Source organism: Streptomyces laculatispora, assembly GCF_017353455.1.
Lineage (GTDB): Bacteria > Actinomycetota > Actinomycetes > Streptomycetales > Streptomycetaceae > Streptomyces > Streptomyces laculatispora.
Map to the genome: position 1 here is coordinate 1 of NZ_JAFMPZ010000011.1, position 16,915 is coordinate 16,915.

General features: G+C 70.5%; 14 protein-coding genes and 4 pseudogenes. 12 read left to right on the forward strand and 6 right to left on the reverse strand.

What is annotated here, in order from left to right; genetic code table 11:
• Positions 1-19: 19 nt before the first annotated feature.
• Positions 20-1,411, reverse strand: a complete 1,392-nt coding sequence (locus J1C73_RS00535; protein ID WP_207314555.1) for a cytosine permease — start codon at positions 1,409-1,411, stop codon at positions 20-22.
• On the reverse strand, positions 1,411-2,364 hold the full coding sequence (locus J1C73_RS00540; protein WP_207314556.1) for a DUF1177 domain-containing protein: 954 nt from the start codon (positions 2,362-2,364) through the stop codon (positions 1,411-1,413). The genes J1C73_RS00535 and J1C73_RS00540 overlap by 1 nt, the downstream gene beginning before the upstream one ends.
• Positions 2,365-2,511: 147 nt before the next feature.
• Here J1C73_RS00540 and J1C73_RS00545 point away from each other — a divergent pair, with 147 nt between their 5' ends.
• Positions 2,512-3,339, forward strand: a complete 828-nt coding sequence (locus J1C73_RS00545; RefSeq protein ID WP_207314557.1) for an IclR family transcriptional regulator — start codon at positions 2,512-2,514, stop codon at positions 3,337-3,339.
• A 62-nt stretch (positions 3,340-3,401) separates the two neighbouring features.
• Positions 3,402-4,130 carry a dipeptidase PepE gene (gene pepE, locus J1C73_RS00550; protein WP_207314558.1) on the forward strand — a complete coding sequence of 243 codons (729 nt, stop codon included), beginning with the start codon at positions 3,402-3,404 and terminating at the stop codon, positions 4,128-4,130.
• Here pepE and J1C73_RS00555 read toward each other — a convergent pair.
• Positions 4,093-5,886: an MFS transporter gene (locus J1C73_RS00555; protein ID WP_207314559.1), complete on the reverse strand. Its 1,794-nt coding sequence runs from the start codon at positions 5,884-5,886 to the stop codon at positions 4,093-4,095. The two genes, pepE and J1C73_RS00555, sit on opposite strands and share 38 nt — an antisense overlap.
• A gap of 260 nt (positions 5,887-6,146) precedes the next feature.
• On the opposite strand from J1C73_RS00555, the gene J1C73_RS00560 reads away from it, so the two are divergent.
• The 3 genes from J1C73_RS00560 to J1C73_RS00570 all read left to right on the forward strand — a co-directional run bounded on the left by J1C73_RS00560 (position 6,147) and on the right by J1C73_RS00570 (position 11,094).
• A complete protein-coding gene (locus tag J1C73_RS00560) occupies positions 6,147-8,327 on the forward strand; it encodes an acyl-CoA dehydrogenase family protein (RefSeq protein ID WP_207314560.1) in 2,181 nt (726 codons plus the stop codon).
• 35 nt (positions 8,328-8,362) lie between these two features.
• Positions 8,363-9,559 (forward strand): lipid-transfer protein, encoded by a 1,197-nt coding sequence (locus J1C73_RS00565; protein WP_123470453.1) that lies wholly within the window; start codon positions 8,363-8,365, stop codon positions 9,557-9,559.
• 113 nt (positions 9,560-9,672) lie between these two features.
• On the forward strand, positions 9,673-11,094 hold the full coding sequence (locus J1C73_RS00570) for an MFS transporter (RefSeq protein WP_207314561.1): 1,422 nt from the start codon (positions 9,673-9,675) through the stop codon (positions 11,092-11,094).
• Between the two features lie 22 nt (positions 11,095-11,116).
• On the opposite strand, the gene J1C73_RS00575 is transcribed toward J1C73_RS00570, so the two are convergent.
• The gene (locus tag J1C73_RS00575) at positions 11,117-11,749 is read right to left on the reverse strand and encodes a response regulator transcription factor (RefSeq protein WP_207314565.1); all 633 of its coding nucleotides are present in this window, start codon (positions 11,747-11,749) and stop codon (positions 11,117-11,119) included.
• Positions 11,750-12,052: 303 nt separating this feature from the next.
• Between J1C73_RS00575 and J1C73_RS00580 the strand changes: the two genes are divergently transcribed.
• The 6 genes and pseudogenes from J1C73_RS00580 to J1C73_RS00605 form a co-directional block, all read left to right on the forward strand.
• On the forward strand, positions 12,053-12,787 hold the full coding sequence (locus J1C73_RS00580) for a DUF4232 domain-containing protein (protein ID WP_207314562.1): 735 nt from the start codon (positions 12,053-12,055) through the stop codon (positions 12,785-12,787).
• 387 nt (positions 12,788-13,174) lie between these two features.
• Positions 13,175-13,684 carry a DinB family protein gene (locus J1C73_RS00585; RefSeq protein ID WP_093531971.1) on the forward strand — a complete coding sequence of 170 codons (510 nt, stop codon included), beginning with the start codon at positions 13,175-13,177 and terminating at the stop codon, positions 13,682-13,684.
• A 13-nt stretch (positions 13,685-13,697) separates the two neighbouring features.
• Positions 13,698-13,897: pseudogene (locus J1C73_RS00590) on the forward strand (hypothetical protein); the annotation flags it as partial.
• Between the two features lie 211 nt (positions 13,898-14,108).
• Positions 14,109-14,540 carry a hypothetical protein gene (locus J1C73_RS00595; RefSeq protein WP_207314563.1) on the forward strand — a complete coding sequence of 144 codons (432 nt, stop codon included), beginning with the start codon at positions 14,109-14,111 and terminating at the stop codon, positions 14,538-14,540.
• A gap of 199 nt (positions 14,541-14,739) precedes the next feature.
• Positions 14,740-15,003 carry a helix-turn-helix domain-containing protein gene (locus J1C73_RS00600; protein ID WP_207314564.1) on the forward strand — a complete coding sequence of 88 codons (264 nt, stop codon included), beginning with the start codon at positions 14,740-14,742 and terminating at the stop codon, positions 15,001-15,003.
• A 39-nt stretch (positions 15,004-15,042) separates the two neighbouring features.
• Positions 15,043-15,531: pseudogene (locus J1C73_RS00605) on the forward strand (phosphotransferase family protein); the annotation flags it as partial.
• A 56-nt stretch (positions 15,532-15,587) separates the two neighbouring features.
• On the opposite strand, the pseudogene J1C73_RS00610 reads toward J1C73_RS00605, so the two are convergent.
• Both J1C73_RS00610 and J1C73_RS00615 read right to left on the reverse strand, forming a co-directional pair.
• Positions 15,588-15,785: pseudogene (locus tag J1C73_RS00610) on the reverse strand (transposase family protein); the annotation flags it as partial.
• 208 nt (positions 15,786-15,993) lie between these two features.
• Positions 15,994-16,122: pseudogene (locus tag J1C73_RS00615) on the reverse strand (IS5/IS1182 family transposase); the annotation flags it as partial.
• A gap of 270 nt (positions 16,123-16,392) precedes the next feature.
• On the opposite strand from J1C73_RS00615, the gene J1C73_RS00620 reads away from it, so the two are divergent.
• The coding region (locus tag J1C73_RS00620) for a hypothetical protein (protein WP_207314566.1) at positions 16,393-16,915 on the forward strand (523 nt) is incomplete at its 3' end.

A 16,915-nucleotide genomic window follows, 5' to 3' on the forward strand; every position in this document is an offset into this window, starting at 1 on the left:
GCGATGGGGTCGGGGGTGCTCATGCTGCTCCCACGGAGGTGGTGGTCGGGGCGTCGGGGACCGCGCTGTCCTCGTCGTCCTGGGTGGCGGAGGTGCCGTACGGCTTCACCCAGCCCAGCAGGCCGAGGACGCAGTACAGGACGAAGGCGGTGGCCAGCGAGTTCAGGGCCGGTATGCCGCCGTCGTAGAACTTGCCGACGCAGAAGGCCGCGATCCAGATGACGATGGACATCGGCACCCAGGTCGGCGAGGACTTCGGCAGGGTCTCGGAGTCCCGGGTGTCGTCCAGCGGCTTGCGCATCCGCTTCACGACCCAGTACTCGGCCACGATGATGCCGCCGATCGGCGGGATCGCGACGCCGAGGATCGTGAGGAACTCGGTGAAGTGGGTCATGATCCCGACCGCGGACAGGAGCGTGCCCGCGATGCCGAGGGCGATGGTGACGGCGCCGCGGTGGATCCGCTTGCCGAAGACGACCTGGAAGAAGTTGACGACGCCGAGCGAGGAGCCGTACAGGTTCCAGTCGTTGATCTTCGCCGTGGACATCAGGACCACGATGACGCCGAAGGCGCCGGAGGTGGAGAGCACGATGTGCGAGACCTCGTTGCTCTTGACCAGGTGGCCGAGCAGCACGCCGGTCATGCCGACGATGTACTCGGACAGGATCATCGACGAGGCGCTCTGCAGGAAGACGTGCGAGCCCTTGCGGTTGTAGCGGGTCATTTCCGGGGAGACGATCGCGCCCGTCATGTAGCCGCCCGCGATGGCGGTGGCGGCGACGGCGAGGGGAATCGTTTGTCCGGGCGGCGGCGAGTGGATCAGGTCGCTGAGCGAGTGGTCCTTCAGCGTCGTGATGACCGACCAGGCGACCATCGCGAAGAAGAGCGGGGTGACGATCTTCGCGAAGTTGGCCATGTACTTGAACCCGAAGATCACCAGGGCGGTGATGGCGATGCCCGCGATCACGCACCACATCCAGGACGGTCCGCCGACCAGCGCCGAGACGCTGTTGCCGAAGATCGTGTTCTGGACGCCGAACCAGCCGACCAGGCTGACCGCGATGACGAAGCTGACCAGCGCGGAGCCGTTGCGGCCGAAGCCCACCCAGCGGGTCAGCATCGGGGTCGCGAGACCCTCGCGCATACCGGCCAGGCCGATCGCGAAGATCACGATCTCCAGGATCACCGCGCCGAGCGTGAAGGCGAGGAAGGCGTTGCCGAAGGTCATGCCGACGCCGATGGTGGCGCCGAGCGTGAACTGCGAGATCGAGCCGGACTGGGCCAGCCACTGGAGCAGCATGGACCAGAAGCCGAACCGCTTGTCGCGCGGGACGCGCGAGAGCGAGTAGTCGTCGCTGCCGATGCTCTTGGTCTCGTTGACCGCGGCGTCGGCCTGCTGGGCGGCTGCCATCAGGACTCCTGGGGTGTACGGCCGAAGGTCTGCAGGTGAGACAGCGACCCGTAGCGGTTGACGAGATTGTCGAACTCCACCGCGTCGTGGAAGTCCAGGTGGCCCGCGCCGTAGGCCTTGGCGACCTCCACGGCGTAGCGGGCGGCGGAGGCGATGTCGCTCTCGTGACTCGCGCCCGTCTGGCAGCCCGGCACCGCGGCGGCCGAGGTGACCGCCAGGCCGACCACGGGAGCGGCCGTGGCGGTGGAGGGCTGGAGGATCGAATTGATGTGGTGTGCACCGTTACCGTACGGCGTGATGTCCTGTGTGGTCACGGGGTACGTGACCAACGGCTCACCGGTCACCACGGCGAGCAGCTCGCCGAGCTGCTCGCTGACCCGGAGCACCCAGCCCTCCTTGACGGTGGGCGACAGGGCCAGGCCCTTGTGGTTGATGATCCGGTTGCCCTTGGTGGTGTCGATGGAGAGCACGGCCTCCATGTCGTCGGTCACCTCGTGGCGGTTCATGGTGGCGATGTCCACGGGCGAGCCCATGAACGGCACCGGGTCGTGCGGCTCGGTCGGCGCGTCCGGGCAGATGTGGGTGGCGACGATCACATCGCCGGGGAGCACATCGCCGCGGCGGCGCATGTCGAGCAGTTTCGCGGCGGTGGCGACGGCGGAGACCGCCCCGTCGGCGTCGGAGACCAGGCCGGTCACCTCGGGCCGGGCGCCGATGCCGCCGAGCCGGCCGACCACACCGAGGGTGCGGGCGGTGCCCCCGGCGGTGCGTCCCCGGGAGCCGGGGATGCGGACCATCACGAAGTCCGTCGAGCCCTGCTCTCCGGCGACCGTGGTCACCTCCGCGGACGAGCCCTCGGCCCCCGCCGCGGCGTCGAGGTACTCGACGACCGTCTTGCCGTTGGCCTGGGGGTCGTCGAGGAGGTCGACGATGTCCAGTACGTACTTCAACATGGGGGGCCTTTCTCGCGCATCCGTCACACCCGTCCGGCGCCCGGCAGGGAGTGGGGCGCCGGACGGGGTGCTGAGAGCAGATTCGGGATCGGATAGCGTTGAACGCAACCCTTTCCCGTTATTTGCAATTCAGGTCTGAATGGTGAGATGACGATGGCGGACTTCGATCTGGACCGGCGCACCCCCGCCGGAGCCCTGCAAACCGTCGACCGGGCGCTCCTCGTGCTGCTCGCGTTCGAGCGGACCAGACCCGACTGGGGTGTCACCGAGGTCGCGGAGGAGTTCGGCTGGGACACCTCGGTGGCCCAGCGGCTGCTCGCCACCCTCGCCGGCCGCGGCTTCCTGGTCTCCGACCCGGCCACCCGCCGCTACCGCATCGGCCCCGCCGTGCTGCGCCTGGGCAGGCTCTGGGAGCGCTCCGGATCGCTGGAGCTGCTCGCCGGACCGGTCCTGGAGGAGCTGCGCCGGGTCACCGGCGACACCGTGCTGTTCTGCCTGCCGGACAGCTTCCACATGCGGTGCGTGGCGGCCGAGGAGGGCGAGACCGGGCCGCTGCGCTACTACCCCCTGGTCGGCGAGCTCTACCCGGCTCATGCCGGGGCGACCAGTAAGTCGTTCTACGCCTACCTGCCGGACGAGCAGCGTCACCGGCTCTTCCGGGGGCGCCCGATGGCCCGGTTCACCGAGCGGACGGTGACCGATCCGGATCTGCTGGAGCGGGAGCTGCTGAAGGTGCGCGCCCAGGGTTACGCCTGGACGGTCGGCGAGTACGACGCCGGCGTCGCGACCGTCGCCGTACCGGTCTTCCTCGGGCGCGAACCGTACGGAAGCCTCAGCCTGGGCGGCGCCGAGGAACGGTTCGAAGGGGCGCCGGAGAACCGGCTCGACGCGCTGCGGAAGGCAGCCGACATGCTGGAGAGGCGCCTCACCCACCCGCCGCAGCGCCCGAAACCCCGGTCCCGCCGCACCACCTGACCGGCTGCCGGGCCCCGCTCCACCCGCACGACCTGTCCCGAAGAGAACCCAAGAGGAACCCCGTGAATCTGCTCCTGCTCTCCAACTCCACCCAGCACGGCTGCGGTTACCTGGAACACGCCCTCGACACGGTCAGCGCGTTCCTGCCCTCCGGCGCCCGCCTCGCCTTCGTGCCGTACGCGCTCGCCGACTACGCGACGTACACCGCGCGGGTCCGTGACGCCCTGGAGCCGGCCGAAATCAGCGTCCGCGGCGTCCACGAGAACGCCGACCCGGTCGCCGAACTCGCCGCGTCCGACGCCGTGTTCATCGGTGGCGGCAACTCCTTCCGGCTGCTGAGCGCGCTCTACCGGACCGGTCTGCGCGACGCCGTGATCGAGGCGGTGCGCGACGGACTGCCGTACATGGGAGCCAGCGCGGGGACGAACATGGCCTCGCCCACCCTGCGCACCACCAACGACATGCCGATCGTGCAGCCGCCGTCCTTCGAGACGCTCGGCCTCGTCCCGTTCCAGATCAACCCGCACTACCTGGACCCGGACCCGGACAGCACCCACAAGGGCGAGACCCGCGAGGAACGGCTCACCGAGTTCCTGGAGGAGAACGACGTGCCGGTGCTCGGCCTTCGCGAGGGCTCATGGCTGCGGGTCAACGGGCGCCAGGCCTGGGTCCAGGGTGCCCGCCCCGCACGGCTGTTCACCCGCGGCGCGCAGCCGCAGGAGCTCCCGGCGGGGACGGACGTCTCTCATCTGCTCACGACCGCACCGAGGTTCGACGCGCCGGTGCGCTGACGGTCAGCACCAGATCGGTCTCGGCGGGCCGGCCGCTCGCCGGGTGCGCCGCCGGGTAGGCGCACGGCGCGTATCCGGCGGCCGATCCGGCCAGGACGAAGCTGCCGCCGGGCGGGGCGGCGAGCGCGTACCGGCCCTCCGCGTCCGTCGTGGTGAGCCCGGCCTGCCGGCCCTGCCGGTCGATCAGGGTGACATTGGCGCCGGCCACCGGGGTCCCGTCCGCTTCGAGGACCCGGCCGCGGAAGCCGGAGCCGGGGAGCGGGAGCGGGAGGCCGGACATCCGGGCCGTCGCGTCGCCCGCGCTGCTCGCCAGCAGGACCGGCGCGGCGGCCGCCCGCTGCGACGGCAGGAACGCGGCCAGCACCAGACCGACCAGCACCGCACCCGTCGCGATCATGAACGAGGTGCGGAACCCCTCCATGCTGGGCACCGCGACCGGTCCCATCCGTACCGAGGTGTGCGCCAGCACCATGCCGATCACGGCGCTCGACACCGAGGTGCCGATCGAGCGCATCAGGGTGTTGAGCCCGGTGGCCGCGCCCGTCTCCGAGGCGTCGACGGCCCCGATGATCAGTGCGGGCAGCGAGGAGTACGCGAGCCCGATGCCGGCGCCGAGCAGCACCGCGATCACGATGGTCTGCCAGGCGGCGCTCATCAGGCCGAGTCCGGCCCCGTATCCGATGGCAATGACCGCCATGCCGAGCATCAGCGTGACCTTGGGGCCGTACCGGGCGGACAGCCGGGCGTACAGCGGGGCGACGAGCATCATCGTCAGGCCCAGCGGCGCCACGCACAGCCCGGCGACCAGCATCGACTGGCCGAGGCCGTATCCGGTGGACCGCGGCAGCTGGAGCAGCTGCGGCAGGACCAGCGAGACGGCGTAGAAGGCCACCCCGACCATGATCGAGGCGAGGTTGGTGAGCAGCACCTCGCGGCGGGCGGTGGTCCGCAGGTCGACCAGTGGCGCGTCGCTGCGCAGCTCGAACACGCCCCACAGCAGCAGCACCACCAGGGCGGCGGCGATCAGCCCGAGTGTGGTGGGGGAGGTCCAGCCCCAGTCGCTGCCCTTGGTGACGGGCAGCAGCAGGAGGATCAGTCCGGCCGAGAGGCCGAGCGCTCCGGTGACGTCGAACCGGCCGGGGGCCCGCAGCGAGGTCTCCGGCACGGCGAGCACGGTCAGCCCCATGGCCAGCACGCCGAGGCCGGCCGAGCCGAAGAAGAGAGTGTGCCAGTCGGTGTGCTGGGCGACCAGCGCGGCGGCGGGCAGCGCGAGTCCGCCGCCCACGCCGATCGAGGAGCTCATCAGGGCCATGGCCGAGCCGAGCTTCTCGCGCGGCAGCTCGTCGCGCATGATGCCGATGCCCAGCGGGATGGCGCCCATGGCGAAGCCCTGGAGCGCACGGCCCACGATCATGATCACGAGGTCGTCGGTGAAGGCGCATATCAGGGAGCCGACCACCATGACGGCCAGGCTGGCCAGCAGCATCTTCCGCTTGCCGTTGAGGTCCCCGAGCCGCCCCATGATCGGCGTGGAGACGGCTCCGGCGAGCAGCGTCGCCGTCATCACCCAGGTGGCGTTGGACGGGTCGGTGTGGAGAAGGGCGGGCAGGTCCTTGATGACGGGGACGAGCAGGGTCTGCATCACCGCCACGGTGATACCCGCGAAGGCGAGCACGGGGACGATCCCCTTGCCCGCCTTCGACGTCCGCGGATCGGGAAGCTCCGCGGGCTGCTGTTCGTGCGTCGTCTGTGGCATACGTGCGGCCTCCGGGCAGCGGAAGAGGGAAGAACGGGAAGGCGTGCGGGCGGTGCGGCGGCCGGCACCGGCCACCAAGTGTGTGCAGGGTGAAACCTTCCGCATGTCCGAGGTATTCCGGTGAACGCGGTACGAACAGGACACGCTCACGGCCCGGAACGCCCGTCCGGCCGGAAACAGATGCCCATCTGACCTTCCGTCAGATTGGAACGTGTTCTACTCTTGCGCCGTTCCAGTGGCTGCGACCGGCGAGGATCCGCATGGGCATCGGAATCACCGAAGAACACAGGGAGCTCGCGCAGGCCGTACGGGGGTGGCTCGCGCGGGCCGTACCGCCCGGGGAAATACGCAAACTCCTCGACGCGGACGCCCCCAGTGCCACCGGCGCACGCCCCGAATACTGGGACGGGCTGGCGGAACAGGGCCTGCTCGGCATCCATCTGCCCGAGGAGTACGGGGGAGGCGGCGGCGGACTGCTCGATCTCGCCGTCGTCCTCGAAGAGGCGGGACGGGCCGCGCTCCCCGGCCCCTACCTGGCGAGCGCCCTCGCCTCGGCGGTGCTGCACGCGTCGGCGCCGGAGACGTCCGGGCTGGTGCGGGACCTCGCCGCCGGCCGGCGCATCGGCGCCGTCGCCCTCGGCCCCGGCAGCCTCACCGCCGTCGAGCAGGAGGACGGCCACCTGCTCGACGGCGAACTCCCGCCGGTGCTCTGCGCCGACGGGGCGGATCTGCTGCTGCTCCCCGCCGCCTCGGTCACCGGCACCCGCTGGTTCGCCGTCGACACCGCCGCGCGGGGACTGTCCGTCCGCCCGCACCGCAGCGCCGACCCGACCCGCCCCACCGCCGAGGTCCGGGCCGAGGGGGTCCTGGTCCCCGCCGGGCGGCTGTTGCCCACCGACTCGGGACTCGTCCGCGACCTCGCCGCCGTCCTGTTCGCCGCCGAGGCGTGCGGCACCGCGGCCCGTTCGCTGGACACCGCCACCGAACACGCCAAGGTGCGCGAGCAGTTCGGCCGCCCCATCGGGCAGTTCCAGGGCGTCAAGCACCTCTGCGCGGACATGCTCGTCCGGGTCGAACAGGCCCGCGCGCTGGTCTGGGACGCCGCCCGCGCGGCCGACGAGGCACCTCAGGTGCGGGGCATGGCCGCGGCCCTCGCCGCGTCGAGCGCCCTGGACGCCGCGTACGGCTGTGCCAAGGACGCCATCCAGATCCTCGGCGGAATCGGCTTCACCTGGGAGCACGACGCCCATCTGTACCTGCGCCGGGCCCTGGTGGCACGGCAGTTGCTGGGCTCCGGGGACGTCCACCGGCAGCGCGCCGTCCGGCTGGCCGCGGCCGGGGCGCGCCGCGGGCTCATCCTGGAGCTCCCGGCGGAGGCCGCCGTGCACCGGGCGGCGGCCCGCGAGGCCGTCGCCGCCGCCCGGGGCCTGGATCCGAGGGCCGCCCGCCGCGCCCTCGCACCCACCGGCTACGCCGCCCCGCATCTGCCCGCGCCCTACGGCCTGGACGCCGGACCCGTACAACAGCTCGCCGTGCAGCAGGAGTTGCGCGAACAGGGCGTGAAACTGAGCGACCTCCAGATCGCCACCTGGGTGGTGCCCTCCCTCATCGCGCACGGGACGGCCGAGCAGCAGGACCGCTATCTGCTGCCGACCCTGCGCGGCGAACTCCTGTGGTGCCAGCTGTTCTCCGAACCCGGCGCGGGCTCCGACCTCGCCTCGCTGCGCACCCGGGCCGAACGGACACCCGAGGGCTGGCGGATCAACGGCCAGAAGGTGTGGACGAGCGCCGCCCAGTGGGCCGACCACGGCATCCTGCTCGCCAGGACCGACCCGGACGCCCCCAAGCACCAGGGACTCGGCTACTTCCTCGTCGACATGAAGAACACCGAGGGCATCGATATCCGCCCGCTGAAGGAGATCACCGGCGACTCCCTCTTCAACGAGGTGTACTTCGACGACGTGATTCTGCCCCCCGACGCACTGGTCGGCGAGGCCGACGGCGGCTGGCAGGTCGCCCGCAACACCCTGGGCAACGAACGCGTCCACATGGCCGACCAGATGACCTTCGACACCGGACTGGAAGCACTGATCGAGCGCTCCGCCGGACTCGACGGCGCCTGCCGGGCCCGGATCGGCGCACTCGCCGCCGAGGCCCACGCGCTGGCCTGCATCGGGCTGCGCACCACGCTGCAACAGGTCTCCGGACTGGAACCGGGCGCGGGCGCCTCGGTACGCAAACTCGTCCAGACCGCCCACCAGCAGAAGGTCGCCGAACTCACCCTCGAACTACTCGGCCCCGCCGGTGCGGTGGCCGAGGGGGCCGGGGAGCGGGCCGTGCACGGATTCCTGATGTCCCGCTGCCTGACCATCGCGGGCGGCACCACCCAGGTTCAGCTCAATGTCGTCGCCGAGCGCATCCTCGGCCTGCCGAGGGACTGAGAGGGCCCCATCAGCCCCCTCCGAAAGGACACACCATGAAGGCATACATCGTCGGCGTCGGGATGACGAGGTTCGAGAAGCCCGAGACCCGCGACTGGCAGTACTGGGACATGGCGAAGGAGGCCGGCACGGCGGCGCTCGCCGATGCCCGCGTCGCGTACGAGGACGTGCAGCAGGCGGCCGTCGGCTACTGCTTCCAGCCCTCCACCGCCGGACAGCGCGCCGTGTACGAGCTCGGCCTGACCGGGGTACCCGTCTACAACGTCAACAACAACTGCGCCACCGGCTCCACCGCGCTGATGATGGCCCGGCAGTTCGTCGAGGGCGGCGGCAGCGACTGCGTCCTGGCGCTCGGCTTCGAGAAGATGGCGCGCGGATCGCTCGGCGGCGGCGGGTCCGACGGCGGCGCGGGTGATTTCAAGACGTCCCCGGTCGCCCGGCACTACGGGATCATGGCCGCCGCCCACGGCTTCGAGATGACCCCGCCCACCGCCCAGATCTTCGGCAACGCGGCCCGCGAGCACATGCAGAAGTACGGCACGACCGAGGCGCAGCTCGCCGCCGTCGCGGCCAAGAACCACCGCCACTCGGCCGGCAACCCGTACGCCCAGTTCCAGGACACCTACACGGTCGACGAGGTCCTCGCCGCCAAATCCGTTCACCGCCCCCTGACCCGGCTCCAGTGCTCGCCGACCTCCGACGGGGCGGCAGCCGCCGTCGTCGTGTCGGAGCGCTTCGTCGACCGGCACGGGCTCGGCGAGCGGGCCGTCGAGATCGCCGCCCAGGCCATGACGACCGACACCGAGGCCTCCTTCGCCTCCGGCACCTGCATCGACGCGGTCGGACTGCCCATGTCGCGGGCCGCCGCCCAGCAGGTGTACGCGGCCTCCGGTCTCACCGCGGCCGACCTCGACGTCATCGAACTCCACGACTGCTTCTCCATCAACGAACTCCTCACCTACGAGGCGCTCGGGCTGTGCGGCGAGGGCGAGTCCGGGGCGCTCGTCGAGTCCGGCGCCACCACCCACGGCGGCCGCTGGGTGGTCAATCCCTCCGGCGGCCTGATCTCCAAGGGGCACCCGCTCGGCGCCACCGGAATCGCCCAGGCCGCCGAACTCACCTGGCAGCTCAGGGGCGAGGCCGGCGCCCGCCAGGTGCCGGACGCCCGCACCGCACTCGCCCACAACATCGGGCTCGGCGGCGCGGCCGTGGTGACACTCCTGCGCCGCTGAGGACAGGCGGGTCCGCGGGGCCCGGTGGGGCGCCGGTCCTGCGCCGCCGGACCGCACCCCGCACGGTCCGGAAACCGATGTACGGGGTGCGGGGCGGCTGCGAGTATGACGCCATGGTTGACGTCTCGACGCCCACACGCCGTAATGCCCGGCCCCGTACCCGCACGTGGGCGGTGGTGCTCGCCGCCTGCGTCGGCCAGTTCCTCGTCGTCCTCGACGTGTCCGTCGTCAACGTGGCCCTCCCGTCCATGCGCACCGACCTGGCGCTGAGCGCCGCCGGACTCCAGTGGGTGCTCAACGCCTACTCGATCGCGTTCGCCGGATTCATGCTGCTCGGCGGGCGGGCCGCCGACATATACGGCCGCAAGCGGATGTTCCTGGTCGGCCTCGGCCTGTTCACCGCCGCCTCCCTGGGCGGCGGACTCGCCCAGGAGGGCTGGCAGTTGCTCGCCGCGCGCGCCGCGCAGGGGCTCGGCGCCGCCGTGCTCGCCCCCGCGACCCTCACCCTGCTCACCGCAGCCGTACCCGAAGGGCCCGCCAGGACGAAGGCCATCGGCACCTGGATGGCGGTCGGCGCGGGCGGCGGTGCGGCCGGCGGACTGATCGGCGGGGCGCTCACCGACGCACTCTCCTGGCGGTGGGTCCTGCTGATCAACGTGCCGGTCGGCGTCCTCGTCCTCACCGGCGCCGCGATCTGGCTCGCCGAGGGCCGCACAGCCGAGCGGAGCCGTATCGACTTCCTCGGCGCGCTGCTCGTCACGGCGGGCCTCGCCTCCGTCGCGTACGGCATCGTGCAGACCGAGGAGTCGGGCTGGGCCGCGGCCGCGACCCTGCTGCCGCTGCTGGGCGGACTGGCGCTGCTCGCCCTGTTCGTCCTGGTGGAGGCCCGCACGGCGAAGCCGCTGATGCCGCTGAGGGTGCTCGGCGCGCGGGCGGTGGCCTCGGCGAACGTGGCGATGTTCGTGATGGGCTCGGCGACGTTCTCCATGTGGTACTTCATGACCGTGTACGCGCAGAACGTACAGGGTTACACCGCGCTGGAGGCCGGCCTCGCCCTGATGCCCACCTCGGTGGCCGTCGTGGTCGGCTCCACGTGCGCCCCGCGGCTGATGGCCCGGGTCGGAGCGAAGAACCTGGCGCTCGTCGGCACGGTGGTCGCCGCCGCGGGCTTCGGCTGGCAGTCCACGATGACGGCCGACGGCTCCTACCTCACCACGGTCTGCCTGCCCGGCGTACTGATGATGGCCGGCACCGGCCTCGCGGCCACCCCGCTCGCCTCCCTGGCCACCTCGGGCGCGGCCCCCGGCGAGGCCGGGCTGGTCTCCGGACTCGTCAACACCTCCCGCACGATGGGCGGCGCGCTCGGCCTGGCCGTGCTCTCCACGGTCGCCGCGGCCCGCACGGGCGGCTCCGAGGGCCCGGTGGAACTCACGGCCGGCTACGCCCTGGCCTTCCGGACGTCGGGCTCGGTGCTGCTGGCCGGCCTGCTGCTGATGGTCTTCTGGCTGCCGCGCCACCGGCCGGCGCGGCCCTGAGGCCGCTCCCCGGCCGGCCCCCTCAGAGCCAGCCCTGCTGCCGCGCGGCCCGGACCGCCTCCATCCGGTTACGGGTGGAGGTCTTGCCGATGGCCGACGACAGGTAGTTGCGTACCGTCGACTCCGACAGACGCAGCTTCACCGCGATGTCCGCGACCGTCGCCCCGTCCACCGAGGCCATCAGCGCATCGCGCTCCCGGGCGGTCAGCGGACTGGGGCCCGCGCTCAGCGCGGCGGCGGCCAGTGCGGGATCGATGACGGTCTCCCCGCTCAGCACCCGGCGGATCGCCACCGCGAGCTCCTCGACCGGACCGTCCTTCACCAGGAACCCCGCCGCCCCGGCCTCCATCGCCCGCCGCAGATAGCCGGGTCGGCCGAAGGTGGTGAGGATCAGCACCCGGCAGTCCGGCACCTCTTCGCGCAGATCGGCGGCCGCGTCCAGACCGCTGCGCCCCGGAAGCTCGATGTCCAGCAGCGCCACATCGGGCCGTGCCGCCACCGCCGCGGCCACGATCTCGTCCCCGGCCCCCACCTGGGCCACCACCTCGATGTCCGGCTCCAGCCCGAGCAACAGGGCGAGCGCGCCCCGCATCATCCCCTGGTCCTCGGCGAGCAGCACACGTACGGACTTGACCGGCCGGTGATCCTGCGGCATCTCGTTCACGGGGGACAGGGTATGGCCGGTGGCCGGTCGGGGTGATGCGACGCGGGTCCGGGGCACACGAAAGCCCGGTGATCGCGAAGCCCGCCGAGCCCACGGCGGCCGACCTGTGATCGCCATGACGGTCCGTCACCGTCGGGCCGCCTGAGCTGCTGTTGATGCGATTCGTCGCCGCCTCATGGAACCGATTCGCTGCAACAGAACCTGGACATTCACGCGATCATTTCAGGATCGACCCGGCCCTAGTGTCGTCGGTGTCAGCAGGAAACACCGCACCGACATTCGCTGGAGATCACGATGCGCTCGCGTCTCGCCGCCCGTTCCGCCCGTCTCGTCCTGGCCGCCGTGGCCGTGACGGCCCTCGCCGCCACCGCCACCGCCTGCGGCCCCGAGGACACCACGGACACCGGCAGCCCCGCGGCCCCCTCCGCCGTGGCTTCCGAGGGAAGCGGCGGAAGCCAGAACCCCTCCAGTAACAGCCCCTCCACCAACGGCAACACCGGCTCCAAGTCCACCGGCGGTTCCAAGTCCACCGGCGGCTCCGACTCCAGCGGGTCCGGTGACAAGTCCTACTCCGGCAACGGCGACAAGTCGTACTCCGGCAATGGCGACAAGAGCGGCTACGGACAGTCCTGCGGCACCAACGATCTGGACTTCACGGTCACCTGGGAGGCCCAGCCGATCAGCTACTACCTCGTCACCGCCAAGGCCAAGCCCGGCATCACCTGCTACCTCGACGTCAACACCCCCAGCGTGTCCTTCGGCTCCGGCGCCGACGGCGTCGCCTCCCCCGTCGGACAGGGCGGCGAAGACCCCATCAAGCTCTCCGGCTCATCCGTCGCCTACGCCGGCATCAACCCCAAGACCACCGACGGCGACGGCGGCAAGGAGTTCGACCACGTCATCATCGCCACCACCGAGGACGACCCCAACCCCGCCGAAGTCGAACTCCCCGACATGGCCACCGTCGACAACCCCATCGTCACCAACTGGTCCACCAAGCGCGACGAGACCATCCCCCGCGTCATCTGACCAACCGGACCGTGACCGGCGACGTCGCACTCCGCACCACGCCATCCTTCGACGCGTCGCCCCGGCGCCACCGCTGTGCTCGGAACGAGGGCTGGGCCCGGCCCGTGCATCGTGCAGGCCCGCCTGCCGTCCAAGCCGAACAGGAACGAGCCCCTTCCGCAGCGTGTCCGGCAGCGGCCCGCGTCGGCAACCGCCGCTCCTGACGCGGTCCCTGGATGGTCGATTCCAAGGGGTAGTTGCGGCTGCGGGGTCCAATGAACCTTTCTGATTCCTGTGTTCGGCGACCTCTGTGGGAACAATCAGGCCCGGTTGACGGCCCTCGTACGGGGACAGTCGACGGGATCAGATACTGGCCCTCAACGCAGGCACGGATGAGGAGCACGACCAATGACCAGCGACAATCGCATAGGACCGCCGAGTTTTGGCAGCGAACGCGACATGCTGCGGGCTTTCCTCGACTACCACCGCGCAACCCTCGCCATGAAGTGCGAAGGGCTCACCGACGAGGAGCTGCGGCAGCAGTCGATGCCGCCGTCCACGCTTTCGCTGCTCGGTCTGGTGCGGCACATGGCGGAGGTGGAGCGTGCTTGGTTCCGTCGCGTGTTCGAGGACAACGACGCGCCCATGGTCTGGTCCGACAAGATCGACTTTCAGGCAGCGTACGACGCGAGCGCGTCGACCAGGGACGAGGCGTTCGTGGCCTGGGATGCCGAGGTGGAGAACTCGCGCCGTATCGAGCGGGAGGCTGAGTCCCTGGACCAGGCCGGGTATCAGCCACGATGGGGCGAGGAGGTGTCGCTGCGGATGGTGATGGTGCACGTGCTTCTGGAGTACGGCCGCCACAACGGGCACGCGGACTTTCTGCGTGAAGGTGTCGACGGGACCGTGGGCGCCTGAGTCCGCAGGAGCCATCGAGTCGGTCAACGAGACCTTCAAGGGCCAGCTTGACCTCGAACAGCACCGAGGCCGCGCACCGGGCGGCGTGTCGCCCGCGTCATGCAACGCATCCTCGCGCTGACGGCCGCGATCTGGCACAACGACCACACCAGCCAGCCCGTCCTACGCTCACTGACCGCCTACGACCCTGACCCCTTGGAATCGATCATCTAGTGTCTCGTGATCCTGTCGGCGTTACTTGATCTTGTGTGTCTCGTAGAAACTCGTCAATAACAACGCGAAATTGCGCAATCAGGATCACGAGACACTAGAGGGCCTGTCCGGCCCTGATCCACCGCCGGAAAGATCATTGCTCTGCTCTGCCCCCGCCTTCCATACTGAGTGCCGCCGCCGGAGATCCTGGCGGTGTTCAAGGGGGGTAATCATGCGTATTGCTCGTAAGGCAGGCGTCGCGTTGACCAGTCTCGTGATGGCCGGGGGCCTCGCCACCGCGACATCCGGCTCGGCTTCCGCCGCGACGGATGAGGTCTGCGGGTACCCGTCCGTCGATGTCTTCAACGACGCCGGCAAGTGGGCCGGCTCCGCCCAGTGGAGTGCGAACCCCGGCTGTGGCGTGACGGGGGACACCCTCGGCGCCTTCGACGCCACCGCCGACGGATATGGCGTCGTCGCCCATCTGAGCGCGCCCGACGGCAGCATCCCCGAACGTGTGGTCAGCACCGCCGGCCACAATTCGCCTTACACCGCGTGGAAGAGCGGCAACCTTCCCGAAGGCCATCAGTACATCATGTGGGCCTGCCTGACGAAGGGCGGCGTCGCGTCCCACTGTTCGAAGACCAAGACCGTGACCTCCTGACGCTCGCGTCCGATGACGGCTTGCGTCTGACGGGTCGCGTCTCCCTCGCCGGGTGAGCCCCGGCCGCCGCGGTGGATTCCGCGGCGGCCGGGGCTTTCGGCTGGGACGCCGGCGGTATCGCCCCTCTCGGGCCGGCCGACATCCGGTGTCCGCCGTCCGGCGTCAGGCCGCCGGATCTTGTGTGTCTCGTTCTATGGGCATGGAGCTCTCTGTAGAACAGGCCGCCGAGCTGCGGGAGTTGGTGAGCAGTTGGGACGTGCCTGCGGATATAGCCATGCGGGGCCGGATCGTGCTGTGGTCGTCTGAGGGGCGTCGGCGCAAGGACATCGCCGAGCTGCTGGGAGTGTCGCTACCGACGGTGGACCGCTGGAAGCGCCGTTATGCCGAGCACGGCCCCGCCGGGCTGGAAGGCGACCGGCCCGGCGGGGCCCGGGAGCAAGTGTCCTGTGACACCGATCTTTGAGCTTGTGCCATCGAACTTTGAGTGGTGCTGCTCGTCACTGTGCCGAGCCCGAGGTTCACGGACCGGATCACGGAGGCGGAAGAAGTCGTCGCCGACCCGGATCGCTCGCCGGAGCTCACCGACGCGGACCGCGTGTTCCTCAGCGGCAGGCTGGCAAGCCTGCGACGAGCGATCGACGACCGCGGCGCCGTGGAGCAGCTGCTCCACGGCGAGCCGCATCCGGGCAATGTGCTCAGCACGAAGAACGGCCCGTTGTTCATCGACCTCGAGACGTGCTGCCGTGGACCCGTCGAGTTCGATCTCGCCCATGTCCCCGAGGCGGTCTGCGAGCACTACCCGGGCGTTGACCAAGGGCTGCTGGACGAGTGTCGGCAGCTCGTTATCGCGATGGTCGCCGCGTGGCGTTGGGAGCTTGGCGACCAGTTTCCGAATGGGAGGCGATCCGGAGAGGAATTCCTGCGCTTGCTGCGCGAGGGTCCTCCTTGGCCGACACTCGACACAGTGACCAGGCGACTGGATGGTCTGTAGAAATCGCCGAAGGCGACAAGGAACCAAGCGACGAGACTGAGCCTTTTCCATCTTGATCAGGCGGCGAGTTCGAGGGCAACGACAGCTCGGACGACGGCTGTGATCCGGGTGGTGCTACAGCGGAGCTTCCGCAGGAGCCGCCAGGACTTGAGGATCGCCATGGCGCGTTCACCGAGGCTGCGGATCTTCGCGTGGTCCCGGTTGTGACGTCGGCGCCAGCCGCGCAGGTGCTTGCCACGGATCGGAACACGGATCGCGGGATTGGGGTTCAGGCAATCCAGCTTTCGCCTTATCATGCGGGCCCCTCAGCGCACCGTCCCTGGCAACTGAGCCCGGTCGCTGATTCTCTGGCATGCTCTGGTCCCCATCACCTTTCGGATCCAGGTGAGCCATCAGGCCCGGGAATATTCCTCCAATTCCTCCCGGCTGAGCCGGGGATACAACAAGGCGCCTCGTGGCGCACATGCACCGCTCGACGGTGTTCCGCTGCCTGTAGGCCTCGCGGTCGAAGCCCGGCGGGCGCCCGCCGTGACGGCCTCGCCGTTGGCGGTGGCCGATCCGGTCGGAAGGCTGCGGGATGTCCGCGCGGATTCAAGGCTCAACCTGCGGCTCTACCTCCGGTAAGACAACGATTTCGGCTACCCCTGCCAGGTCATCTGCGTGGTCCAGCACGTCTCGGGCGTCGAGTGCCCGACCTACCCGGCCCGGTGGTCTGACCCGGGTCCGGCTGCGCCGCGCATCGCCCACGCGACTGCCCCCGCCAAGTCCAGAGGGGCGGGGCAGTCCGTCTCCGCGCGTCGAACCATTACCTTGAACTCTGACGGAAACACAAGTGACCATAAGCGCAAAGGAGTTGGGTCAATGGCGACAGATCCGGCGGATACGGCGTCCGTCAGTGGGGTCGGGTTCGGGGACTACTACCGGGCGCATGCGGGGCCGCTCGTCGCCCTGTCGCTGCTGCGGGGCGCGGACCTGGTGGAGGCGGCGCGGCTCGCCCAGGACTCGATGACGGTGGCCCGGCGGTGGATGGACCTGCTGGGCGCGAACGCGGCCGGGGCCGCGAAGGACACCAGGACCCCCGTGGTTACCACGCAGGCGCTGCGGGCCTGGACGTGCCGGATGACCGTCGGCGGCGGCTGCGGAGCGCTGCGCCCAGCGCACGGGACGGTGCCCGCCCTCCTGGGGAAGGGCAGCACCGACGCCCTGGCGCAGGCCCGGACGGTGGTGGCGCTCGCCCCGCTGAGTGAGTTGAACGAGCGCCAACTCAACGTCACCGCCTTTCGGCTGGCTGGCTGTGCGCCGGGAGCGATCGGGTACGAGCTGGGCCTTTCGATGCCGAAGGTGCACCGCACCCTGCGCCACGTCGGCAAGCTGCTCGGAGCGG